The organism is Alteromonas sp. ABH4_457, from assembly GCF_056160625.1.
On record NZ_JBSWXN010000001.1, the window covers coordinates 231645 to 255020 of the forward strand.

Annotated in this window: 18 protein-coding genes; 4 read left to right on the plus strand and 14 right to left on the minus strand. The window is 50.1% G+C overall.

Annotated elements, in window-relative coordinates; all coding sequences use genetic code 11:
* Positions 1-7 precede the first annotated feature (7 nt).
* Positions 8-4474, minus strand: coding sequence for a glutamate synthase large subunit (gene gltB, locus ACXAGR_RS00935; RefSeq protein ID WP_474847560.1), 4467 nt, complete (start codon positions 4472-4474; stop codon positions 8-10).
* Between the two features lie 738 nt (positions 4475-5212).
* Between gltB and arcB the strand changes: the two genes are divergently transcribed.
* The 3 genes from arcB to ACXAGR_RS00950 are packed head-to-tail and all read left to right on the plus strand — an operon-like array spanning position 5213 to position 9692.
* Entirely contained in the window at positions 5213-7573 is a 2361-nt protein-coding gene (arcB, locus tag ACXAGR_RS00940) for an aerobic respiration two-component sensor histidine kinase ArcB (protein WP_474843124.1), read from the plus strand.
* Positions 7574-7581: 8 nt separating this feature from the next.
* Positions 7582-8127, plus strand: coding sequence for a PH domain-containing protein (locus tag ACXAGR_RS00945; protein ID WP_474843122.1), 546 nt, complete (start codon positions 7582-7584; stop codon positions 8125-8127).
* Positions 8127-9692, plus strand: coding sequence for a PH domain-containing protein (locus ACXAGR_RS00950; RefSeq protein WP_474843120.1), 1566 nt, complete (start codon positions 8127-8129; stop codon positions 9690-9692). The genes ACXAGR_RS00945 and ACXAGR_RS00950 overlap by 1 nt, the downstream gene beginning before the upstream one ends.
* A gap of 8 nt (positions 9693-9700) precedes the next feature.
* On the opposite strand, the gene ACXAGR_RS00955 is transcribed toward ACXAGR_RS00950, so the two are convergent.
* From ACXAGR_RS00955 to ACXAGR_RS01000, 10 genes are all read right to left on the minus strand, one after another.
* Positions 9701-9970 (minus strand): hypothetical protein, encoded by a 270-nt coding sequence (locus ACXAGR_RS00955; RefSeq protein ID WP_474847562.1) that lies wholly within the window; start codon positions 9968-9970, stop codon positions 9701-9703.
* Between the two features lie 428 nt (positions 9971-10398).
* A complete protein-coding gene (locus ACXAGR_RS00960; protein WP_474843116.1) occupies positions 10399-10959 on the minus strand; it encodes an HD domain-containing protein in 561 nt (186 codons plus the stop codon).
* Between the two features lie 127 nt (positions 10960-11086).
* Complete coding sequence (gene prpF, locus ACXAGR_RS00965) at positions 11087-12271, minus strand: 2-methylaconitate cis-trans isomerase PrpF (protein WP_474847564.1); 1185 nt, start codon at positions 12269-12271, stop codon at positions 11087-11089.
* A 76-nt stretch (positions 12272-12347) separates the two neighbouring features.
* Positions 12348-14939 (minus strand): Fe/S-dependent 2-methylisocitrate dehydratase AcnD, encoded by a 2592-nt coding sequence (gene acnD / locus ACXAGR_RS00970; protein ID WP_474847566.1) that lies wholly within the window; start codon positions 14937-14939, stop codon positions 12348-12350.
* A gap of 54 nt (positions 14940-14993) precedes the next feature.
* Positions 14994-16115 carry a bifunctional 2-methylcitrate synthase/citrate synthase gene (gene prpC / locus ACXAGR_RS00975; RefSeq protein WP_474847568.1) on the minus strand — a complete coding sequence of 374 codons (1122 nt, stop codon included), beginning with the start codon at positions 16113-16115 and terminating at the stop codon, positions 14994-14996.
* A 64-nt stretch (positions 16116-16179) separates the two neighbouring features.
* Positions 16180-17058: a methylisocitrate lyase gene (gene prpB, locus ACXAGR_RS00980; protein ID WP_474847570.1), complete on the minus strand. Its 879-nt coding sequence runs from the start codon at positions 17056-17058 to the stop codon at positions 16180-16182.
* Positions 17059-17072: 14 nt separating this feature from the next.
* The gene (locus tag ACXAGR_RS00985) at positions 17073-17744 is read right to left on the minus strand and encodes a GntR family transcriptional regulator (protein WP_119502272.1); all 672 of its coding nucleotides are present in this window, start codon (positions 17742-17744) and stop codon (positions 17073-17075) included.
* 158 nt (positions 17745-17902) lie between these two features.
* On the minus strand, positions 17903-18466 hold the full coding sequence (locus ACXAGR_RS00990) for a hydrolase (protein WP_474847572.1): 564 nt from the start codon (positions 18464-18466) through the stop codon (positions 17903-17905).
* A gap of 54 nt (positions 18467-18520) precedes the next feature.
* Positions 18521-19930: an MFS transporter gene (locus ACXAGR_RS00995; protein ID WP_474847574.1), complete on the minus strand. Its 1410-nt coding sequence runs from the start codon at positions 19928-19930 to the stop codon at positions 18521-18523.
* A gap of 21 nt (positions 19931-19951) precedes the next feature.
* A complete protein-coding gene (locus ACXAGR_RS01000; protein ID WP_474847576.1) occupies positions 19952-20725 on the minus strand; it encodes an IclR family transcriptional regulator in 774 nt (257 codons plus the stop codon).
* Between the two features lie 260 nt (positions 20726-20985).
* Between ACXAGR_RS01000 and ACXAGR_RS01005 the strand changes: the two genes are divergently transcribed.
* Positions 20986-21624, plus strand: coding sequence for an RpiB/LacA/LacB family sugar-phosphate isomerase (locus tag ACXAGR_RS01005; protein WP_474847578.1), 639 nt, complete (start codon positions 20986-20988; stop codon positions 21622-21624).
* Between the two features lie 163 nt (positions 21625-21787).
* Here ACXAGR_RS01005 and ACXAGR_RS01010 read toward each other — a convergent pair whose 3' ends face one another.
* Genes ACXAGR_RS01010 through ACXAGR_RS01020 form a run of 3 tightly spaced genes read right to left on the minus strand, consistent with a single transcriptional unit; the run spans position 21788 to position 23373 of the window.
* Positions 21788-22375: a BON domain-containing protein gene (locus tag ACXAGR_RS01010; RefSeq protein WP_119502268.1), complete on the minus strand. Its 588-nt coding sequence runs from the start codon at positions 22373-22375 to the stop codon at positions 21788-21790.
* A complete protein-coding gene (locus ACXAGR_RS01015) occupies positions 22375-22974 on the minus strand; it encodes a phosphoheptose isomerase (protein ID WP_119502267.1) in 600 nt (199 codons plus the stop codon). Before ACXAGR_RS01015 ends, ACXAGR_RS01010 begins: the two co-directional genes overlap by 1 nt.
* Before the next feature lie 54 nt (positions 22975-23028).
* A complete protein-coding gene (locus tag ACXAGR_RS01020) occupies positions 23029-23373 on the minus strand; it encodes a YraN family protein (protein WP_349588611.1) in 345 nt (114 codons plus the stop codon).
* Positions 23374-23376 lie beyond the last annotated feature (3 nt).

The window sequence follows — 23376 nt, forward strand, 5'->3', positions numbered from 1 at the left end:
ACCTCTCTTATTGCGCCTGGATCCGCAGCTCGTCACTCGAACGGCTGATATGGCCCAACAGGTTTTTAACGTCACTGGTTTTCGGCTTAATTAACTTAAAGCGTTTTACCGACTCAGCAAAGTTCGTCAGCAATGACAATGAGTGTTCACTGCCTGTTTCTTCATAGTGCTGGTTAATCAGACCACGTAAGTGCTCTGACAGAATGGCCTTGTCGCCAATATCCATGATTTCAACCAGTTCAGGGTTAACGCGGTTATCAAGGTCACCGTTTTCGTCGTACAGGTAAGCGAAGCCACCTGTCATACCGGCACCAAAGTTAACGCCAACCGGGCCCAGTACAGCAACAATACCACCGGTCATGTATTCACAACCGTTGTCACCGATACCTTCAACCACGGCGGTTACGCCTGAGTTACGCACACCGAAACGTTCACCGGCACGGCCGGCAGCAAACAGTTTACCGCCGGTAGCACCGTACAGACAGGTGTTACCCATGATGGCACTGTTATGTGCATCGAAACTGATGTTCTTAGGCGGATAGATAACCAGCTTACCGCCAGTCATACCTTTACCCACGTAATCGTTGGCATCACCTTCAATACGCATGTGCAGACCACCTGCGTTCCATACGCCGAAGCTCTGGCCCGCAGTACCGGTAAACTGTATTTCAACCGGCACATCTTCCATATCATGGTTTCCGTGATGTTTGGCGACTTCACCAGACAACATGGCGCCCACTGAACGGTCAGTGTTGCGGATTGGGTAGCTTAGACGGATACCTTTGCCTTCACGCACAGCGTTTCGGGCATCGTCCAGAATCTTCGCATTCAGCTCACCTTTATCCAGCGGCTGGTTAGTGGTTTCTGAACAGAACAGACGGGTATGCTCGCCTTCAACCGGGGTTGCCAGCAGTGGTGACAGATCCAGTTTGTTTTGTTTCGCTGAAATGCCGTCGATAACTTTCAACAGATCAGTGCGGCCTACCAGTTCATCGAACTTACGTACGCCCATTGCGGCCATAAGTTCCCGCACTTCCTGAGCAATGAACTTAAAGTAGTTCATTACCATCTCAGGCAAGCCGATGAAGTGTTCTTCACGCAGCTTTTGATCCTGAGTTGCAACACCTGTCGCACAGTTGTTCAGGTGACAAATTCGCAAGTATTTACAGCCTAACGCGACCATCGGACCAGTACCGAAACCGAAGCTTTCAGCACCCATACAGGCTGCTTTGATAACGTCCAGACCGGTTTTCAGACCACCGTCGGTTTGTACACGTACTTTGTGACGCAGACCGTTTTCAATCAGTGCCTGTTGTGTTTCCGCCAGACCCAGCTCGAAGGGGCTGCCGGCGTACTTAACAGACGTCAGCGGGCTTGCACCTGTACCACCGTCATAACCGGAAATGGTAATGAGGTCAGCATACGCTTTCGCTACACCGGTAGCGATAGTGCCTACGCCCGGCTCTGATACCAGTTTCACTGAAATCAGGGCGGTAGGGTTAACCTGCTTAAGGTCAAAAATAAGCTGAGCCAAATCTTCGATAGAGTAAATATCGTGATGAGGTGGTGGTGAAATCAGGGTTACACCAGGTACAGAGAAACGCAGTTGCGCAATGTACTTGTTAACCTTGTCACCCGGCAACTGACCACCTTCGCCCGGTTTTGCACCCTGTGCCACTTTGATCTGGATAACATTTGCGTTAACCAGATAGTGCGGGGTTACACCGAAGCGGCCGGAAGCCACCTGCTTAATTTTAGAGTTCTTTTCTGTGCCAAAGCGGGAAGGGTGTTCGCCACCTTCACCAGAGTTCGACTGGCCACCTAAGCGGTTCATTGCAATGGCAAGCGCTTCGTGGGCTTCAGGGCTCAATGCACCGATAGACATCGCTGCGGTATCGAAACGGGGGAACAGTTTTTCCGCCCCTTCGACTTCGCTGATATCAATGGCTTCATTGGGCGAATTCAGCTTCAGCAAGTCACGGAAGTGTGCTGGTGCGCGCTCATTGACGTGTTTTGCATAAACCTGATAATCGCTGTATTCACCGGAAACCACTGCAGTTTGCAGTGATTTCACCACATCCGGGTTGTAGGCGTGATACTCGCCGCCGTGAACATATTTCAGCAGACCACCGTGAGACAGAGGCTTACGCTTCAGCCAGGCAATGCGGTTAAGGTTAATCGCATCCTGTTCGAAATCTTCAAAGCCGGCACCCTGAATACGTGAAGGTACGCCGTTAAAGCAAAGGTTAACCACATCTTTGTTGACACCGATGGCTTCAAACAGCTTGGAGCAGCGGTAGCTGGCCACGGTGCTGATACCCATCTTTGACATGATTTTATACAGGCCTTTATTGATACCTTTACGGTAATTCAATACTGCGTCTGTGACAGAGCAGGTCAGCTCGCCTTTTTCGCACAGTTGCTCAATAGTTTCATAGGCAAGGAACGGATAAACAGCCGTTGCACCCAGGCCAATGAGTACAGCAAAGTGATGCGGGTCACGGGCTGAAGCAGTTTCAACCACAACGTTTGCGTCGCAACGCAGTGCTTTTTCAACCAGACGACGATGCACCGCACCGGTCGCCATAGCGGCAGGAATGGTCAGTCTGTCTTTCTTGATGTTGCGGTCTGACAGAATAACGAATGCAGCACGCTTCTGTTTAACCAGATATTCCACTTCGTTACAGATACGTTCGATGGCCTTACGCAAGCCCTCTTCCTGTTTATATTGCAGGTCAACTTTCTCTGAATAGTAGTTATCCGGATTAAACTCACGCAACTGCTTCAGGTCGGTATAAACCAGCACCGGCGATGAGAACAATACGCGGTCGGCGTAACCCGAAGTTTCGCTGAATACGTTCTGCTCACGACCGATACAGGTAGCCAGCGACATGACGTGATTCTCACGCAGCGGATCGATTGGCGGGTTAGTAACCTGTGCAAACTGCTGACGGAAGTAGTCATAAACAGTACGGGACTTCGAAGACAGAACGGCCATCGGGGTATCGTCACCCATAGAGCCCACTGCTTCCTGACCATCTTTGGCCAGAACCTTCACCACTTGCTGAATTTCTTCGTAGCTGTAGTTGAACAGCTTGTGGTAAACCTCAATGGTGTCGTCATCGAAGACACGCTTACCTAATTCAGAAGAATCCATCTGCTCAATTGGCGTCAGGTGACGGATGTGTTTTTCCAGCCACTCTTTGTACGGGTGACGGTCTTTCAGCTCTGCGTCGATTTCATTGGAACGCCAGATCTTACCGTTATAGGTATCAACGGCGAGCATTTCGCCCGGACCAACGCGGCCTTTTTCTACCACGTCAGCTTCGCTGTAATCCCAGATACCTACTTCTGAAGCCAGCGTGATGAAACCATTTTTGGTGATCACGTAGCGGGCAGGGCGCAGACCATTACGGTCAAGGTTACAGGCAACGTGGCGACCGTTTGTCAGTACGATACCGGCAGGACCGTCCCATGGTTCCATGTGCATTGAGTTAAACTCGTAGAACGCACGCAGGCTTTCGTCCATGGTTTTGTTATTTTGATACGCTGGTGGCACAAGCAGACGCATTGCACGGAATAAGTCCATGCCGCCTGCCAGGAATAATTCCAGCATGTTATCCAGAGAAGATGAGTCAGAACCTGTTGTATTTACATAAGGTGCAGCATCTTTCAGGTCCGGAATCAAAGGCGTTGAGAACTTACCGGTACGGGCCATCGCCCAGTCACGGTTACCTTTGATCGTGTTAATTTCACCATTGTGCGCAAGAAAACGGAAAGGCTGCGCAAGAGGCCATTTAGGTAATGTGTTGGTAGAGAAGCGCTGGTGGAATACACAAATCGCACTTTTCAGACGTTCGTCAGCCAAATCTGCATAGAAGGCAGGCAGATCTTTCGGCATCACCAGACCTTTATAGATGGTGACTAAGCCGGATAAACAGGCTACATAGAAGTCTTTGTCTTTTTCCAGACGTTTCTCGGCACGGCGGCGAACCATAAACAAACGACGTTCTACGTCGCGTTTACGCCAGCCCGCAGGAGCATTCACAAAAACCTGCTCAATCTGCGGTACACCGGTCAGAGCCAGTTCACCTAATACATCGTGGTTTACCGGCACTTTGCGCCAGCCCACAACATTCAGTGTTTCTTTTTCCAGCTCTTCGTTAAGAATGTCTCTGGCAGCTTGTGCCAGTGTGTCGTCCTGACTCAAAAAAATCATGCCTACGGCATATTTCTTACTCAGCTTCCAGCCGTTCTCGTCGGCGATAGCCTGAAAAAAGGCATCCGGTTTTTGCAGTAGCAATCCGCAGCCGTCACCGGTTTTACCGTCGGCAGCAATACCGCCACGGTGCTGCATTCTGTCCAGGCCCTGGATTGCAGTCGTTACCAGTTTATGGCTGGCTTCCCCGTGAGTGTGGGCAATAAGACCAAAGCCACAGTTATCCCGGGAATCATTGGGATTATATAAACTCATCTTAAAAACTCCTTCAACCTTCGACTGGACAAGGCATGTGTTGGATCGTGTTCCGCGCAGGACACGCATCGCAACATTAGTGTAGACGTCTATTTACGAGCCAGTTTTCACCATACTCTAAGCGCCTTTTTATGTCGTTAATTATTATTAGTAGGACGCCAGTCGTTAACCGCATTTTTATGCACTATTGCTTAGCGGGCCGTACAAAATACATACATTGGCATATAAAATCAAATGATAAAAATGTGAAGACCTTATGTATTTTGAATAAGTTACATAAAATCATTTTAAATCAACATCTTAATTTGAAATCGCCGCTGATTGGATTTTGAGCTGAACGCTCACTTTTTTATCAAATTAGTATGTTTATACTAAAGTCCAAAAAAGAATAAGAGGTTAATTGTGAATAATCATTCATAAAAAATGTTTATTTATATGGAAATGCAGGGTGTGGCTGAATGAATATCACTTTTACGGCAACCTGTCAGAACCCGCCAAGCCCGACCAGATAAAATCTAATATACCTCTGTGCCGGAGCATTAGCAAAGTCACCGGGCGTATCCATATAAATGAAGGGAATTATCGCTATGACGAATTTTGCCCGTCAGTGAATATGTCAGGATAGTCACCGGAGTGTCACAAATTAGTATAACGTGCAGGCAGATTTGTGGGTTTTCCAACGCGACCGTGTTATAAGTGCTGTAAGTTTAGTTATTTAGAAATTGCAGTACGTTCGTTATGCATCAAGATTCTCCAAATGATTCGTGGGCGATAAAGTTTGCGCAGTTTATAAAGCGCTTTGGCACACTGAAACTAAGTTTGCTGTTTGTTGTTGTTACGCTGGTTTTCACCCTTGGCGGTTCATACGTCATCCGGGTGACCATGGGCAATGAGGTTCAACCTGACGATTTTATTATCGCTGTTGTGCTTACCATGATGTCAGCCCCCTGGGTGCTTTACTTCTTAAGTGAACTGGTTAAACAACTGGAAACTTCCCGCACGAACTTAAAAGAAGTGGTCAGCCAGCTAGAACGTTTGCGTGAGGAAGATGTATTCCTTAACCGCGAACTGCAAAGCAATATCCGCCAGCTTAACCATGAGATGGAACAGCGCCGAAAAGCGCAGGACGACCGTGAAGCGGTGTTTAAAGATCTTGAAAAAGAGATTGAAGAGAAGTCTTTTTCAGAACAGCAGGCACGACACTTATCTACCCTGCTGCGTTCTATCATCGATGCCTCACCGGATCTGATTTACTACCGTAATGAAGAAGGGCGTTTTGCCGGCTGTAACCGCATTGCGGAAATGCTCACCGGGAAGTCCGAAGCTGAGTTGGTAGGCCTGACCTTACATGATGTGTTTGAAGAAGAACTGGCCCGCCAGATTGTTGCCTCTGATCATGAAGTGCTGGAAACCAATGCCAGCATGACCGAAGAGTTGTGGCTGCGCTTTGCTGACGGAAAACGCCGTTACTTCGAAATGAAGCGGGTACCGTTTTTTGATAACGAAGGCACACGTTTAGGTTTGCTGGCTTTTGGCCGGGATATGACAGAGCGCAAACAGGCCGAGAATGCCGCTGCGAAAGCCAGTACCGATAAGACCCGTTTCATTGCCACGATTTCTCACGAATTGCGAACGCCACTGAACGGCATTGTGGGTTTAAGCCGTATGCTGCGCGACACGGATTTGAGTGAAGAGCAGTTCAACTGGGTCAGTACTATTTATGCCAGCGCAATTACACTGGGCAATATATTCAACGACATCATCGATCTGGATAAGCTGGACCGGGATAAACTTGAGCTCAGCCTGAAAACGGTATCGCTGCGTGATTTCACCCAGGAGTTGTCCAGCATTATCCGTCTGTTAGCGGCAGACAAATCGCTGGAGCTGGTAACCGATATTCAGGAGCCGTTACCGCAACTGGTGGAGGTTGACGGTACCCGTCTGCGTCAGATCCTGTGGAACATTCTGTTTAATGCCGTGAAGTTTACGCAGAGAGGGAATGTGAAACTGAGTGTGTCGGCAACGCCGGCAAAAGACAATATGACTGTGGTGACCTACGTGGTAGAAGATACAGGTGTGGGGATCCCTGACAGCGAAATTGAGAAAATTTTCGCCATGTATTATCAGGTAGACCATCCGGATCATCAGTCTGCAACAGGTACCGGTATCGGTCTGGCTATCTGTAAGCAAATGGTCGATCTGATGAACGGCGATATCCGCGTTACGTCAGAAGTCGGCAAGGGCACACGCTTTGAAATTGAGCTGCCGTTACAGATTTCTAACCGTCCTATGCAGGTTTCCAAACTGCTGGTGACCGATCTCAACATTCTGCTGGTGGAAGACATTGAGCTGAATGTGATGGTGGCAAAAGCGCTGCTTGAGAAATTAGGTCAGACAGTCGATGTGGCCATGACCGGTCAGGAAGCGATCGATAAGGCCCGCGAAAATCACTACGACCTTATCCTGCTGGATATTCAGTTGCCGGATATGACAGGGTTTGATGTGGCCAACACGCTGCGCGATGAAGATTTGGTTATGGGTACGCCGATGGTGGCATTAACGGCTAACGTGATTAAAAAGCGTGAAGAGTACCTGCAAAACGGTATGGATGACGTTATCGCCAAACCTATCAAGAAGAGCCGTGTGATTGAGGTGTTCAACAGTTTATTTGCTGAACCGGCCGCACCGCTGCATACAGAAGTGGAAAACAAGCCTAAGAAAACTGATAACAGTAAAGCGCTGTCCAATATTCTGGATATTGAATTGCTGCAAATGCTGGTGGATACCATTGGTGAAGATATGGTCCGCGCCAGCGTAAAAGTGTTCCAGGATAAAATGCCGGAGTACATGGAAATTCTGCAGTTAAGCCTGAGTGCTGACGAAAAGTCTGAAGTGTGTTCTCAGGCCCATAAAATAAAAGGTGCCGCCGGCTCTGTCGGTCTTGCCCGTGTGCAACGCATTGCCAATCAGATCCAGCAGGGGGATCACCCTGCATGGTGGCAAAATGTGCATGACTGGGTTGAGGAGCTTCAGATGGCAGTTGCTCACGACATGAAAGCACTGCAAGAGTGGCTTAACTCACAAATGATTGAGGACTGATACAAAGCATGACCACGGAAGGTGAAGCCTTTTCAAATACGGTTGTCTCTGCAGACCAACTGCCGTCTCTGGACACGCTGGTTTATGAGCCTTTGTCGCCGCGTTACAGAACACTGAATCTTGCTATCGCGGCGGCAATCTTCATCACCCTTCTGGTGGTCGTAAACTTCATCCGCTTTCAGCCTTTTGTCACATTGCCGGAAGGACTGTTATTTGCCTGGCCATTCGTGACGGCGGGTCTCGCAGCCTTGTGGGGACTGCTGAGTGTTTATCACTGGCTTGCTGATCCGTTGTTGCAGTTCTCACTCAGAGAGCAGGATTTATCTGTTCACAAGGGACTGATATTCCGCAGCATCACCTGCCAGCCGGTACTTCGCATACAGCATATTGAGCTCAAGCGCGGTCCGCTGGAAAGGCTGGCCGGACTGGCAACTTTGCAGGTCTTTTCTGCCGGTGGAGCAGGGCATACCTTTGAAATCCCGGGCCTGCCCGTGGCTCAGGCACAGAAAATCCGCCAGTTCATTCTTGATCACAAGGATGTGGGAGCGCGCTGATGCGGTCACAACAGGAAGCCGCTGTCTCCACCGGCGTTAACTGGCGCAGACTGGCACCGGTTGCGGTTATCTATTTCATTGTCTCCAATGTTCTCAGTTTTATCCGCCAGTTTATTGTGGTGCTTTCTGTACTTGCCTGGTCTGCCAGCAGCTTTGACTATCAGCAGTCGTTCTGGTTTATACCCGTCATGGTGGCTATCTTTCTGGCAACTATCGTCAGTGGCGTTGTGAGTTATTGGTTTTATCAGTACCGCATCCGCAATGAACACATTGAAATACGTAGCGGGCTGTTCAGGCGTCGCAATATTAATCTGCCGTTCTGGCGCATTCAGAATGTAAAAATTGAACAACCGTTTTACTTTCGCCTTACCCATTACACCGTGGTGGTGCTAGATACAGCAGGTTCATCCGGCGAGGAAGCTAAAATTGTTGCCGTAGAACGGGATTATGCGCAGCAGCTCCGTCAGGCGGTGTTGATCTCCGGCAGACAGCATCAGGCCAGGACCACAGAGGACAACAAGCCAGAGGCAGTTGACACCGCGACGTCACCGCTAGCGGATGATGAGAAGGTGATTAATCGCCGCAGCCTTTCCGATCTCATCATTCACGGACTGACCAATAACAGGGTGTGGATCCTGCTTGGTGCACTGACGCCTTTTTATGACGAGATATCCGGTTTTGTTTACGACTTTGTGGATGATCTCGGGTTATCCATGGATGCACTGTTCGCTGACCAGCAAGTACTCTGGTGGCAGGTCGGTTTGTATGTCATTTCCACCATGCTGCTGATCCTCAGTGTGATGGCCATGGTGTCGGTAGCCGGCTCGGTGATCACGTATTATAACTACACGCTCACACGCACATCGGACCGGTATATCCGTCGTTCAGGGCTGTTCAGTTTGCAGGAAGTCAGTATGCGTGAGTCCCGTATACAGATGATTTCCGTCAGACAGGACTGGCTGGATTATCTGCTTAAGCGAGCTAATTTCTTTTTTGAGCAGAATAAGACCGGTGACAAACAGGAGCAGGAATTACATGCGACTCACAAGATGCTGGTGCCGTCCGTCACACTTGCTGAGGCACAGGCTCTGGCTACAGATGCAATGCCGGATAACAAGGTGTATCACACCGGCTATAGCAGGATCAGCACCCGCTTTATCAGTCGCTGGATCCTGACACTGGCACTGCCTGCCTGTGCGCTGGTGTCGGCCATGGGCTATGCCCGTGAAGGCTGGCACATTTTCCTTGTCACCATTCCGGCTTTTATGCTCGCCTGTGCAGGGATTTATTTGCGCTGGCGGCGATGGGGATTCGCCTGCGATGATACTTACTGTTATATCAGAAAAGGTATGGCAGGGATTGACCGCTACAGTTTTACACTCTTTAAGGTTCAGCAGGTGGCACTGACTCAAAGTGTGCTGATGCAGCGAAGAGGGCTGGCCAACGTGCATTTTATTCTGGCCAGCGGCAGTATCACCATACCATACATTCCTTATGCGGTTGCCACAGCGCTGGCTGACAAAGCGCTGTGGCACGCAGAATCAGGCCGCCGCTCCTGGATGTAGCAACAGCCCTATTTCGTTTCCTCTTTCTCTGCTTGCTCTGCTTTCCACGCTTTAAAATCTTCATAACGTTGTTCGTAACGCAGCACTTTGCTGTGTGGATCGGCAACAACGGTATCTTTCGGTAGCGCCGGTACACGACGGGTTTCCACCATATCGATAGTTGTGACTTTTCCGTCGATGCTGACGTCGAGAGGCATAGGAAACGGCAAGTCATTTTCAGTCTTCCACGTAAAGGTGACGCCGTTGTCGTCGCGGGTAGTGTTTTTCCGTTTAACCACACCGAAGTGATGGTGAAACGGGTATCTAAATCCACAGAAAGATGTGTTTGCGGGTTGTCTGAGTTAAGCGTGAGTGTGGTATCACCAAATAACACTTCGTTCGTAAAGTCGAAGGAAAAATTGAGTCTGGCGTGGCTAACCGACAATCCCTTTTGATACGGGGCGATCTCACCGCCGCTTTTTAACGTGTACGGTGTTGATTCAGTATTGTTGTGAGAAGAGGACGTTGCAGCACAACCACTCAGCAGAGCGGCTGTCATTGCAATAGCAAGGGCATGTTTTTTTCATTGTTCTTGTCCGGGTATCTGTGTGGTTTCCATTCTTCACAGATATCCCGAAAGGTACAAACAGAACAGGAAAAATGTTGTGTAATACAAGTTATATACAGGAAATCAATAGGTTGCCAAGTAATTTGCTGTTCAGACTGGCTAGCTCACCTGATGCAATGCAAGCGGAGAGGCAGGCTGGTTAACCAGCCATCGTTCTACCATTTGTATTAATGCACTATTGGCTTGCGGGAATAGTGGTAAATGCCGGGCAAGCCACTGGCTAAACCCGGGCAGCATGCCGGATTCAAACTCGGTAACCGTTTGTGCCAGTACAAACACGTCAGCGAGTGCCATAGTTTGTAAAAGGGCCGGAGAGGCCTGAATCGCCGGGAAATTCGTTTGTGCAAGGGTTTCGGGGGCGCCGCTGTCCGGCAAATTGAAACTGCGCATGGCAGATACCATGTCTGCAACCTTCTGACCAAAACACATCTCAACTTCATCACTGTCTGCGTAGTCGTCCTGCATGGAGCGTGTCAGCCAGGCCGCAGCCAGCATTTCCCGGTTGTGGGGAAGTTTACTTAATAGTACCGCCAGTTCCCGCGGATGGTGGATAAAGGTTGCGCCATTGTGGCGGCGTAAATGACCGGCTAATGCATACTTGCGTGCGGTAAACAGTGCAGCTGATGATACGTAATCATCTTCAACGAGTAATGCCTGCATAAGGACCTCTTACCTTCAATGTGTTATTGACAGCGGACGCTCTGAACGGCGGCCTTTGAAGTCCTCATTACAAATAGTGTGCCTGTTTTTTCGCCGGTTTTTTGGCACCGTTTTTTTCACCCGGTTTTCAGGGCGTCAGAACATCAGCGGGAACCCGCACCCATCCTTCCATCAGCACCCTTGCGCTGCGGCTCATTATCACTTTCTTCACTTGCCACTGGCCGTGATGATATTCAGCCTGTGCGCCGACTTTCAGTGTGCCGGAAGGATGGCCGAATACCACCTGACTGCGTTCCCCGCCACCGGCTGCTTCATTAACCAGTGTGCCGGGAATACAGGCGGCAGTAGCAATGGACACAGCAGCAGTACCCATCATGGCATGATGTAACTTACCCATGGATAAGGCCCGGACATTCAGGTCAATATCCTGCTTCGCTATGTGCTTCCCGCTGGATGCCGTGTAATCTGCAGGCGGGCTGACAAACGCGACTTTCGGCGTGTGCTGGCGCGTGGCCGCTTCATCAATATGGCCGATGAGGCCCATTTTCATTGCGCCGTGAGCCCGGATAGTTTCAAACATTGCCAGCGCTTTTTCATCACTGTTGATGGCATCCTGTAACTCTGTGCCGCTGTAGCCGCAACTTTCTGCATCAATGAAAATGGTGGGAATACCGGCATTGATCATCGTTGCTCTGAGCGTGCTAACACCCGGGACGTCGAGATCATCGACCACATTACCGGTGGGAAACATCGCGCCATCATCATCCGCCGGGTCCACAAAAGCGATTTCTACTTCTGCCGCAGGAAAGGTAACGCCATCCAGTTCAAAGTCACCGGTTTCCTGTACCTCACCATTGGTCACGGGCACTTTGGCAATGATGGCTTTACCAATATTTACCTGCCATATTTTCACGGTGACGATACCATTGTGTGGTATTGAGTCCTTATCAACCAACCCGTTGCTGATGGCAAATGCGCCCACCGCGGCGGTGAGGTTGCCGCAATTTCCTGACCAGTCTACAAAGGGTTTATCAATAGCCACTTGTCCGAACAGGTAGTCCACATCAAATCCTTCCCGTTCACTTTTCGACAGAATAACGGTCTTGCTGGTACTTGACGTTGCACCGCCCATGCCGTCAGTTTGTTTACCGTACGGATCAGGGCTGCCAATTACCCGCAGCAATAACGCGTCTCTTACCGGGCCGGGTTGCTGTGCGGCTTCGGGCAAATCGGTGAGTTTGAAAAACACGCCTTTGCTGGTACCGCCGCGAATGTAGGTTGCCGGAATTTTAATTTGTGGGGCGAAAGTCATGAGCACGTTCTCAGATGAATGATGTGAATGGGGTACAAGACCGGGCAGCATACCCAACCGGTCTTGCAGGTGATTGTCAGGCGTTTTCAGATTCCAGGAAATCCTGAGCAAAGCGCTGCAACACACCGCCAGCGGAATAAATGGAGACTTCCTCAGCGGTGTCTAAACGGCATTTCACTTCTGCTTTGTCCGTTTCGCCGCCTGTGCGATGGATGATTAGCGTCAAAGTGGCACCGGGTGAAATATCCCCCTCTACATCGAAGGTTTCAGTACCGTCGATATGCAGGGTTTTGCGTGTTGTTCCCGGCTGGAATTCCAGCGGCAATACACCCATACCAATCAGATTAGTGCGGTGAATGCGCTCAAAGCCTTCTGCCACAATCACTTCCACACCAGCAAGCCTTACGCCTTTTGCTGCCCAGTCACGGGATGACCCCTGACCGTAGTCAGCACCCGCTACAATGATCAGAGGCTGCTTGCGGTTCATGTAGGTCTCAATGGCTTCCCACATGCGTACCACTTTTCCTTCCGGTTCGATGCGCGCCAGTGAGCCCTGAACCACTTCACCGTTTTCCGTTACCATTTCATTAAACAGTTTCGGGTTTGCTAACGTTGCGCGCTGGGCGGTTAAATGGTCACCCCGGTGGGTGGCGTAGGAATTGTAATCTTCTTCCGGTACGCCCATTTTCGACAAATACTCACCGGCGGCACTTGACGCCAGTATGGCGTTTGAAGGTGATAGGTGGTCAGTGGTTATGTTATCGCCCAGCACGGCAAGGGGGCGCATGCCTTTCATCGTACGCTCTGCTGCCAGCGCACCTTCCCAGTAGGGGGGACGGCGAATATAAGTGCTCTTCGGACGCCATTTATAAAGCGGATCCAAATCCTTGCCATAGTCGACTTTCAGATCGAACATGGGCTCGTACACTTGTCTGAACTGCTCTGGCTTAACCGCGCTGGCGACAATGGCATCAATTTCTTCATCTGACGGCCAGATATCTTTCAGCGTGACCGGGTTACCGTCACTGTCTGTACCCAGAACATCTTTTTCGATATCGAACCGCACTGTACCGGCTATGGCATAGGCCACAACCAGCGGCGGAGAGGCTAAAAAGGCCTGTTTGGCATAGGGGTGAATACGGCCGTCAAAGTTCCTGTTTCCTGACAACACAGCAGTGGAATATAAATCACGCTTAATGATTTCGTCCTGTATCTTCGGATCGAGGGCCCCGCTCATGCCGTTACAGGTGGTGCAGGCGAACGCGACAACACCAAAGCCCAACTGTTCCAGTTCAGATAAAAGGCCGGCTTCTTCCAGATAAAGTTTTACTGTCTTAGAGCCCGGCGCCAGTGAGCTTTTTACCCAGGGCTTTCTGAACAGTCCTCTGGCATTGGCATTGCGGGCCAGCAATCCGGCGGCAATAACATTGCGGGGGTTGCTGGTATTAGTACACGAAGTAATAGCCGCGATAATGACTGCGCCATCCGGCATTTTGCCATTTTCCTGTTCAACATGACCGGTAATGCCTTTACTTGCCAGGTCTGCCGTCGCCAGTCTTGCATGAGGATTAGACGGGCCGGCCATATTTCTGCCGACGCCGGACAAGTCGAAGGTCAGTATCCGTTCATATTCCGCTGTCGCCAGGTCATCAGCCCAAAGGCCGGTGGCTTTTGCGTAAGACTCAACCAGTTCAACCTGTTTGTCTTCACGACCGGTAAGCTTAAGGTAATCGATGGTTTGCTCATCAATATAAAACATGGCTGCTGTGGCGCCGTATTCCGGCGTCATGTTTGAAATCGTTGCGCGGTCGCCCACTGTCAGCGCCGACGCGCCTTCGCCGTAGAATTCCAGATAAACAGATACAACACGCTCTTTACGCAGGAATTCTGTCAGCGCCAGTACGATATCAGTGGCGGTAATACCGGGTTGTGGTTTGCCGGTTAATTCTACGCCGACAATGTCAGGCAGGCGCATATAGGAGGCGCGGCCCAGCATGACACTTTCTGCTTCCAGGCCGCCAACGCCCACGGCTATGACCCCAAGTGCGTCAACATGAGGGGTGTGACTGTCTGTACCGACCAGGGTATCAGGAAAGGCAACGCCGTCTCTGGCGTGGATCACAGGGGACATTTTTTCCAGGTTGATCTGGTGCATGATGCCGTTACCCGGGCCAATCACATCCACGTTTTTAAACGCCGTTTTGGTCCAGTTAATAAAGTGAAAGCGATCGTCGTTACGGCGGTCTTCCACTTCACGGTTTTTTTCAAAGGCTTCCGCTTCAAAGCCTGCATGTTCTACAGCCAGTGAATGGTCGACAATCAGTTGAGTCGGTACGACGGGGTTCACTTTAGACGGATCGCCGCCTTTCTCAGCGATAGCATCCCGCAATCCGGCTAAATCGACCAGTGCGGTCTGGCCCAGAATATCGTGGCAAACCACGCGGGAGGGGAACCAGGGAAAATCGAGGTCGCGCTTGCGATAAATTAACTGCTCCAGTGAAGCAGTGAGGTGTTCGGGCTGGCATTTTCTTACCAGGTTTTCCGCCAGCACTCTGGACGTGTACGGCAGCTTTTCATAAGCCCCCGCTTTAATGCTGTTTACGGCTTCACGGGTATCGTAGAAATCTAACCCGGTCTTTAAAAAGGGTTTGCGATAGTCCATATTCATAGTCGGTCTTCTCCGGCAGGCAAAGGCGGGCTGTGGCGGCCCGCCCGCAGCGCATCAGCGTTGTTCGATGGGGGTAACGGGACGTAATTCTTCGCCGGTATATTCGGCAGAAGGACGGATGATGCGGTTATCCGCCCGTTGCTCCATCACGTGGGCAGCCCAGCCGGTGAGTCTGGACATAACAAAGATTGGTGTGAATAACTTCGTCGGGATCCCCATAAAGTTATAGGCAGAGGCATGGAAGAAATCGGCATTACAGAATAGTTTCTTTTCACGCCACATCACTTCTTCACAGCGCACAGATACCGGATAAAGCACTTTATCACCAACGTCTGCAGCCAGTTTTTCTGACCAGCCTTTGATGATTTCGTTGCGCGGATCAGATTCACGGTAAATGGCATGACCGAAGCCCATGATCTTCTCTTTGCGGGCAAGTTTACCCATCATCTGTTCTTCAGCATCGTCCGCCGAGGTGAAGCCTTCGATCATTTCCATGGCTGCTTCGTTTGCGCCGCCGTGCAACGGGCCGCGCAATGAACCGATTGCACCGGTAATGCAGGAATGCATGTCTGATAACGTGGAAGCACACACTCTGGCGGTAAAGGTGGAAGCGTTGAATTCATGTTCCGCGTAAAGGATCAGGGAAACATGCATAACCTGCTCGTGAAGTTCACGGGGCTTTTCACCATGCAGCATGTGTAAGAAGTGAGCGCCGATGGAGTCATCATCAAGTTCGGTATCAATGCGTACGCCATCGTGACTGAAACGGTACCAGTAACAGATGATACTTGGGAAACACGCCAGCATGCGGTCGGTGACTGCATCCTGCTCAGAAAAATCCTGTTCCATTTCAAGGTTACCCAGTACCGAACAACCGGTGCGCAACACATCCATCGGATGAGCATCTTTGGGGATGCGTTCAAGGACTTCTTTCAGCGCTTGTGGCAACCCGCGCTGGCTTTTCAGTTTTGCTTTGTAAGCTGCCAGTTCGCCGGAGTCCGGTAATTTTCCTTTCAGAATAAGATGGGCGACTTCTTCAAACTGACAATGATTTGCCAGGTCTTTCACATCATATCCGCGATACGTCAGTCCTGAGCCTGACTGACCAACGGTGGAAAGTGCCGTTTTGCCTGCAACTTGTCCGCGAAGTCCGGCGCCGCTTAATTCTTTAGCCATGATCTTGTCTCCCGATTTTCATCGTGTGTAGGGTCAAATGTGGTGTGTTATTAATTTCGCCGTATTACGCCTTTGACTTTGAAAACAGCGCGTCGAGTTTTTGCTCGTAATCGTGATATCCCAGATAGTCGTACAGCTCCATGCGGGTTTGCATAGTATCGACAACTGCCTTCTGGTCGCCATCGGTGAGAATGCTTTGATAAACCCGTTCAGCGGCTTTATTCATTGCCCGGAAAGCACTTAAAGGATACAGCACCATGTCAGCACCCCATTCTCCGAGCTGCGCTTTATTCCATAATTCGGTTTTGCCAAATTCGGTGATATTGGCAAGAATGGGCACATCCAGCGCCTCAGCAAACGCGCGGTAGTGGGCTTCGGTTTGAATGGCTTCTGCGAAAATGCCGTCAGCACCTGCTGCAACATAGGCTTTTGCCCGTTCAATGGCTTTTTCCAGTCCTTCCTGTGCGAAGGCGTCTGTACGGGCCATAATGAAAAAGTCAGGATCGGTGCGGGCGTCAACAGCGGCTTTGATCCGGTCGACCATTTCTTCTGTGGACACGATTTCTTTGTTAGGGCGGTGTCCACAACGCTTCTGCGCCACCTGATCTTCCATATGTACCGCCGCTGCACCGGCTTTTTCCATATCGCGAATGGTTTTAGCAATATTAAAAGCGCCGCCCCAACCGGTGTCGATATCTACCATCAGGGGTAGATCACAGGCTGAGGTAATGCGCTGCACATCAACGAGCACGTCGTTTAATGACGTCATACCGAGATCCGGCAGGCCGTATGAGGCATTGGCTACGCCGCCACCGGACAGATAAATTGCCTGATGACCAATTTGTTTTGCCATCATGGCGGTGTACGCGTTGATGGTACCGACAATTTGCAACGGCTTGTTGTCAGCTAACGCCTGACGGAATTTCTTGCCTGCACTCTGCATGGACTGTTCTCCGGTTAACTCTGTGATGTGATAAGTAACTTGCGTTCGATATTGTTTTTCGAATACAAAATGTGTCTGCGCATGAGCATTTCAGCCAGCTCACCGTCACGGTTGGCAATGGCCTGAACAACGTGACGATGTTCGTCGTAAGCGGTGGTGACGCGGGGACCGGCCATACCAAACTGCACGCGGTACATGCGCACCAGATGATAAATACCGTCAATTAAAACGGTAATCAGGTGGGTGTTTTTACTGCCCAGAACAATGCGGTAATGAAAGTCCACATCGCCGGCTTCCTGATAATAAGACTCGCCGCCTTTTACCTCGTCAAAATGATCGTTGAGCAGGCCTTGCAGCGCGTTAATGTCCTGATCTGACATATTCTGTGCTGCCAGCCGGGCCGCCATGCCTTCAAGTGCTTCCCGTACCTGATACAGCTCAATTAAACCTTGCGGTGTGAGAGTCACGACCCGGGCACCGACATTGGCCTTGCGTTCTACCAGATGGCTGGCGGTAAGACGGTTTATTGCTTCGCGGATAATGGCCCGGCTAACGTCGTATTTTGTCGACAATTCCGTTTCACTTAACTTGGAACCTGACGGAATGACCCCTTCAACAATGTCGTTGCGAAGCTTGATAAACGTGCGATCCGCCTGTGTAACGGGGCTTTCAAAAGCGAGTTCCATAAACCTGTCAGTCACAATAAATATGCCTAAAGTGTCGACAATGTAGGCGGTTTTGGAGAGATAGTCAACCAAATGGCGGTGGATTGTCGACAATCTTATTGAGCAGACGTTAATCTGCAGATCCTTCAGTCACCGATATTTCAGAAGGAGAAGAGGATCTATCTCAGAATATTTAACACAGTTTTGAAGGCGGAGTGATGACAGGTTTTCATTAAGCTGAACACGATCATTTCAAAACTGGTGAGCCGGACGCCGGCGTTGCGCATTGTATTGATGGCCAAATCGCGATCTGCCTGCTTGCGTGATGACACACAATCGGTAACAAGGTGAACCTGATAGCCTGCGGCGGTCATATCCATTACCGTTTGATACACACAAACATGGGCTTCGATACCGGCAACCAGCCAGTTTTTCACTTTGCTTTTTGCCAGTCCAGACTTCAGAGCCGGTTCTGCAAAGCCGCTAAAGTGGTATTTCTCAATCAATGGAAAGGCATGAAGAAGCTGCTTTAACTGAGGGATTGTTTCGCCGAGACCCTGCGGGTTCTGTTCCAGCACGATGATGGGTAGCGATAATGCTGTACAGCAGCGGATCAACTTTTCAGTCGTCGTTATGCACAACTCACTGTCGTAGACCTGTCGGGCAAGCTTACCCTGTATGTCTACAAGTAGCAGACCGCAATTATCTTCTGTCAATTCATCGTTTTCTGTATTGAGCAGCATGTACTTCCTCTGATGTTGAGAAGCCGCACTACCGCTTCATTGTTCATTCAAACGTTATGACACCTTTGCGGCCCGCTTATTTAGAATAGCATCACCTGCGTTAGCAGGTAGTTTTGCGCTGTCTATGAGCGCAAGTAAAGAGACTGCGGCCATCATGTAAAAGGTCAGGCTGAAATCAAATACTGACGGATTTTCCGTTGAGGAGCCGGTGATCACGGTGGCCAGCGCAAGGGCGAGGGCACCGGTGGTGATACCCAGACCACGTGTCATCTGCATGAGTACAGCACCTAAGGTATTGGCATCCCGCATTTCATTCTGCGTAATATCTGCGAAGCTGATGGTATTCAGAACGGTGAGGTGCATTGAGCGGTTCATGCCGCTGATAAACAGTACCAGCGCCATTAACCATGACGGAGTGGAAGCATCAAACTGGGCGATAGCGGCGAATCCGGCGGCAATAAATACAGTATTGGCCAACAGTACAGTGCGGAATCCGAATGTATTCATGATCCAGGTTGTTGCCGGCTTGATGGCCAGGTTACCTGCAAATAACCAGAGCAACAGCGTACCGGCTTCTACCGGTGTGAATCCCAGTGCCAGTTGGAGCATCAGGGGAATAAGAAACGGTGCGCTGGATAAGCCTATCCGGATTGCTGAACCGCCGATAACGGTTATTCTGAATGTGGCTACAGACATCGCCTTCAGTGAAAAAAGCGGGCCGGGGGAAACAGCCATGTGTCTGAAGGTGAGAATTAACAGTACGAGTCCGCATGAGGTGAGAAGGCCGGGCACCAGCAGAGAGTCAGGCCGGCCGCTGAATGATTCCAGTCCCGCCATGAACAGGCCGAAACCAATCCCGCTTAAAAGAAATCCCGTGACATCGAAGCGCTGCGGCTCACTTTTATGATTTTCAATCAATACCATGCCTATGGCCAGAGCGATGATGCCAAGGGGGACATTCATCAAAAATATCCAGTGCCAGCTGAACGTCTGTGCGATCCATCCGCCCAGCACCGGGCCAATGAGCGGAGCAGCGAGGGCAGGCCAGGTAAGAATTGCCATGCCTCTTACAATCTGATTTTTCGGTAACGCCCGTAATACAACGAGCCGGCCTACGGGCACCATCATGGCTCCGCCGAGTCCCTGTAAAATTCGGGCTCCGGTGAAAGTATACAGGTTTGTACTGATGGCACAGAGTACCGAAGCAATCACGAATACACAGATTGCCGCACAAAAAACCGTTTTGGGACCCAGCCGGTCAGCCGCCCAGCCGCTAATGGGAATGAAAACCGTCACGGCTACCAGATAGGCTGATATGCCTACGGACAAATGGGCGGCAGCAACATTGAAGTCGGCAGCAATGATGGGCAGTGCTGTACTGATCACCGTTGCGTCAAGAATTTCCATAAACAGTGTGGCGGCAACCAGTAGTGCGGTTGCTGTTTTGCGGTCAAATTTACTCATTATTTCCGTTTAAATTTTTGGTCAGCCGTCGTTCTGACGACGCAATTGATAAGCATCTCTGTAGATACCACGGGCAGCTTCTTTCGCTAACTCTGCGACTTCACGGACTGATGCCTGAGTAAAAGTTACTGCCGGAGCCGTGATCCCCACTGCTGCCACGACAATGCCGCGGTTGTCCCGCACCGGCACCGCCAGACAACGCACATTTTCATTCAGCTCCCGTTCGTCGACGGCGTAGCCGAGAGCCGTAATGCGCTGAAGTTCCGCTTCCAGGCTGGCTTTGTCTGTTATCGTGTAAGCGGTATGTCGTTCCAGCGGATGCTCTGCAATATATAAATCCAGATTCTCTCTGTACAAAAAGGCCAGAAACACCTTGCCGGTGGACGAACAGTGCATCTGAGCCTGTCCGCCGGGACGTTTCGATACCATCAGCGGGTTCGGACTGTCGACGACTTCCACGATCAGCACTTTACCGTTATTGGGTACTGCAAGGTGTGCAGTATGACCACTTTTCAGTGCAAGCCGCTGAATGTGCGGGATTGCAAGCTGATGCATATGGTCTGCATTAATCATATGTAAACCAAGGCGTGTCAGTTCATTTCCGCAGCGGTAAATTTTTCCTTTTTTCTCCAGCATCTGCTCATGGCAAAGGGTACGCAGCAACCGGAACAGTGTCGTGCGCGGTAAATCGAGCTGTTGCTCAATGTCGTGCATGGTCATGCCCTGTGAGGAAGCTGCAAGTATGCGAAAGATCTGGCAGGCGTGAGTTACGCTGGGGATCAGGTATTTATCCATTATTCACCTTTTGTGCGTCTGCGGCCATGTCAATTTCGCTCCGGTGCAATGACATTCAAAAGAACCGCCCCGAAGGCGCTCTGAATCCGCAGAAACACTATTGTACATGTTATTTCATAAGACGCCGACATTGCTGACAGGATTACCTTTGAGAGGATTTTTCCATATATGAAACGAAACGGCGAAACACACCGCTTGGCGTTTACTTTGGCGGGAATTATCGCCACCATTTCTGCCATAACTTTGTTTGGAGATTTTCCATGCGTATTGCATTAATGAATGAATTTAGTCAGGCGTCCAAAAACGCCGTTGTACTTGAACAACTTGAGTCTGTGGCTGCTGAGCAGGGTCACGAAGTGTTCAATGTGGGAATGAAAGATGACAACGACCACCGTCTGACTTATATCCATCTGGGTATTATTTCCGCTTTATTGCTGAACAGCAAAGCGGTTGATTTTGTTATTTCAGGCTGCGGTACAGGGCAGGGCGCGCTGATGTCACTGAACGCCTGGCCGGGTGTTGTTTGTGGCTATTGTATTGATCCTGCTGATGCCTATCTGTTTGCCCAGATTAATAACGGTAACGCGCTGGCATTGCCTTTTGCTAAGGGTTTTGGCTGGGGTGCAGAACTGAATGTGCGCTATATGTTCGAAAAAGCGTTTACCGGTGAGACCGGGCTGGGTTATCCGCCGGAGCGTCGTGAATCACAGAATGCCAATGCCACCATTCTGAATGATGTGAAGGCGGCGACAAACAAGCCAATCCTTGAAGCACTGGCAGCCTTACCTGAAGACTTACTGAAAACGGCAACCGGCGGTGCGCAGTTCCAGGAATGTTTCTTCAGTAACAGTCAGGACGAAGCGCTGAGTGCCTTTGTTAAGGAAGTGGTAAACAGTTAATCCACGCAGCGGACAAAATAAGTTAAAAATTATCTGGTCCGGAAGTTAAAGCCGGAAATAAATAAACCGGATAATAAGTAACTTAAAAAACGACTACTCATAAAAAATGCTGGCAGTGCCAGCATTTTTTATTTGTCTGTATCCGACCGGGATAAGCTGACGCTTACATGATCTCGAAGGCGCGGATGACTCGTGTAACACCATTTACGTTACGGGCAATGTCGACCGCATAGGTGCCTTCCTGATTTGTAACTCTGCCCATTAAGAACACTTCGCTGTTCTGAACAATCACCCTGACCTGCAAAGAAGGAACCCGCTCGTCGGCAACCAGCTTGGTTTTTACTTTTGATGCCAGCCAGATATCGTTGGCCTGTGTCGAGGCGTCAATGGGCATTGCCTGGCGGATCTGGTTGTGTACTTTTTTAACGTACTCTACTTTCTCCACACCGGCTATGGCTTCATCGATGAGGATCTGACTGGGAGCCTGTCCTGTGATGAGGGCGACACCGTTGTAAATATCGACCTGAAGATTTGCCCCTTTCTTCAGCGCTTCACTTTTGGACCACTGATAGGACACCTGACCTTCTGCGGTCTGGTCGTCCAGCTGGGTACCTACTGTTCGCCGGTCATTGGCGACTTTTGCTGTCAACGCGCCGGCTGCGCCAACGGCCACCACTGCGCAACCCTGAACGCTGCTGAGCAGAGAAAATATAACCAGAGCGGATGCTGCCTTCCTTGTACTACACCACATTAATGTTCGTCTCCGTGATCTGCAGGGAATAATATATCATCTATACATTCACATAAATTGTGAATCACAAGTAGATGAACTTCCTGAATTCGCGCCGTTCTGTTAGACGGCACCCTGATTTCAACATCATGCTCACTGAGGAACCCGGCCATTTCACCGCCATCTTTTCCGGTCAGTGCGACGATAGTCATATCCCGGGAAAGTGCGGCTTCCACGGCTGCAATGATGTTTCTTGAATTGCCACTGCTGCTGATGGCCAGCAGGATATCACCCGGTTGACCGAGTGCACGTACCTGACGGGCAAACACTTCATCATAACTGGCGTCATTAGCGATGGAGGTCATGGTTGAGGTATCGGTATTCAGTGCGATGGCCGGCAGGCTGGGACGATCCCTTTCAAACCGGTTGAGCATTTCCGATGAAAAGCGTTGCGCTTCGCTGGCCGAGCCGCCGTTACCACAACTCAGAATTTTATTTCCTCTGATCAGCGCATCAACCATCATATACGCGGCTTTACCAATCGCTTCCGGTAATACCTCTATAGCAGAAATCTTAGTTTGAATACTCTCGGTAAAATTTTCTTTTATTTTTTCTATCATAGTATTTCACTGATCGTCCGCGGGCGTTCACGTTCAGCGAACCACTCACGGTTTTCACACATTCTTAAGCCATTGTAACTTATCACCATCCAATGCTACCACATCCACTCTCGCGAGTGTGTGTATCGGGTTAAGACCACATGACAGTATATAATGTTCAAAGGTGCGTTTGACTTTTCTGAGCTTTGAAGGCGTAACAAACTCTGCAGCGCTGCCGTAGCCGTCGTCATCACGATACTTTACTTCAATACAGACCAGGGTGTCATTTTCCCGCATCACCAGATCCAGTTCGCCGGTTTTCGCAGTGTAATTTGAGCACAAAAAAAGCAGGCCCTGTCCTTCGAGGTAGTGGCGGGCTGTTTGCTCAGCCCGTAAACCGGTATCTCTGGCAGTGGCCATAAT

What these genes read in the sequence shown, in the direction of transcription:
- gltB (WP_474847560.1), bottom strand. Translation starts at nt 4,474, where the DNA reads ATGAGTTTATATAATCCCAATGATTCCCGGGATAACTGTGGCTTTGGT.
- arcB (WP_474843124.1), top strand. Translation starts at nt 5,213, where the DNA reads ATGCATCAAGATTCTCCAAATGATTCGTGGGCGATAAAGTTTGCGCAG.
- ACXAGR_RS00945 (WP_474843122.1), top strand. Translation starts at nt 7,582, where the DNA reads ATGACCACGGAAGGTGAAGCCTTTTCAAATACGGTTGTCTCTGCAGAC.
- ACXAGR_RS00950 (WP_474843120.1), top strand. Translation starts at nt 8,127, where the DNA reads ATGCGGTCACAACAGGAAGCCGCTGTCTCCACCGGCGTTAACTGGCGC.
- ACXAGR_RS00960 (WP_474843116.1), bottom strand. Translation starts at nt 10,959, where the DNA reads ATGCAGGCATTACTCGTTGAAGATGATTACGTATCATCAGCTGCACTG.
- prpF (WP_474847564.1), bottom strand. Translation starts at nt 12,271, where the DNA reads ATGACTTTCGCCCCACAAATTAAAATTCCGGCAACCTACATTCGCGGC.
- acnD (WP_474847566.1), bottom strand. Translation starts at nt 14,939, where the DNA reads ATGAATATGGACTATCGCAAACCCTTTTTAAAGACCGGGTTAGATTTC.
- prpC (WP_474847568.1), bottom strand. Translation starts at nt 16,115, where the DNA reads ATGGCTAAAGAATTAAGCGGCGCCGGACTTCGCGGACAAGTTGCAGGC.
- prpB (WP_474847570.1), bottom strand. Translation starts at nt 17,058, where the DNA reads ATGCAGAGTGCAGGCAAGAAATTCCGTCAGGCGTTAGCTGACAACAAG.
- ACXAGR_RS00985 (WP_119502272.1), bottom strand. Translation starts at nt 17,744, where the DNA reads ATGGAACTCGCTTTTGAAAGCCCCGTTACACAGGCGGATCGCACGTTT.
- ACXAGR_RS00990 (WP_474847572.1), bottom strand. Translation starts at nt 18,466, where the DNA reads ATGCTGCTCAATACAGAAAACGATGAATTGACAGAAGATAATTGCGGT.
- ACXAGR_RS00995 (WP_474847574.1), bottom strand. Translation starts at nt 19,930, where the DNA reads ATGAGTAAATTTGACCGCAAAACAGCAACCGCACTACTGGTTGCCGCC.
- ACXAGR_RS01000 (WP_474847576.1), bottom strand. Translation starts at nt 20,725, where the DNA reads ATGGATAAATACCTGATCCCCAGCGTAACTCACGCCTGCCAGATCTTT.
- ACXAGR_RS01005 (WP_474847578.1), top strand. Translation starts at nt 20,986, where the DNA reads ATGCGTATTGCATTAATGAATGAATTTAGTCAGGCGTCCAAAAACGCC.
- ACXAGR_RS01010 (WP_119502268.1), bottom strand. Translation starts at nt 22,375, where the DNA reads ATGTGGTGTAGTACAAGGAAGGCAGCATCCGCTCTGGTTATATTTTCT.
- ACXAGR_RS01015 (WP_119502267.1), bottom strand. Translation starts at nt 22,974, where the DNA reads ATGATAGAAAAAATAAAAGAAAATTTTACCGAGAGTATTCAAACTAAG.
- ACXAGR_RS01020 (WP_349588611.1), bottom strand. Translation starts at nt 23,373, where the DNA reads ATGGCCACTGCCAGAGATACCGGTTTACGGGCTGAGCAAACAGCCCGC.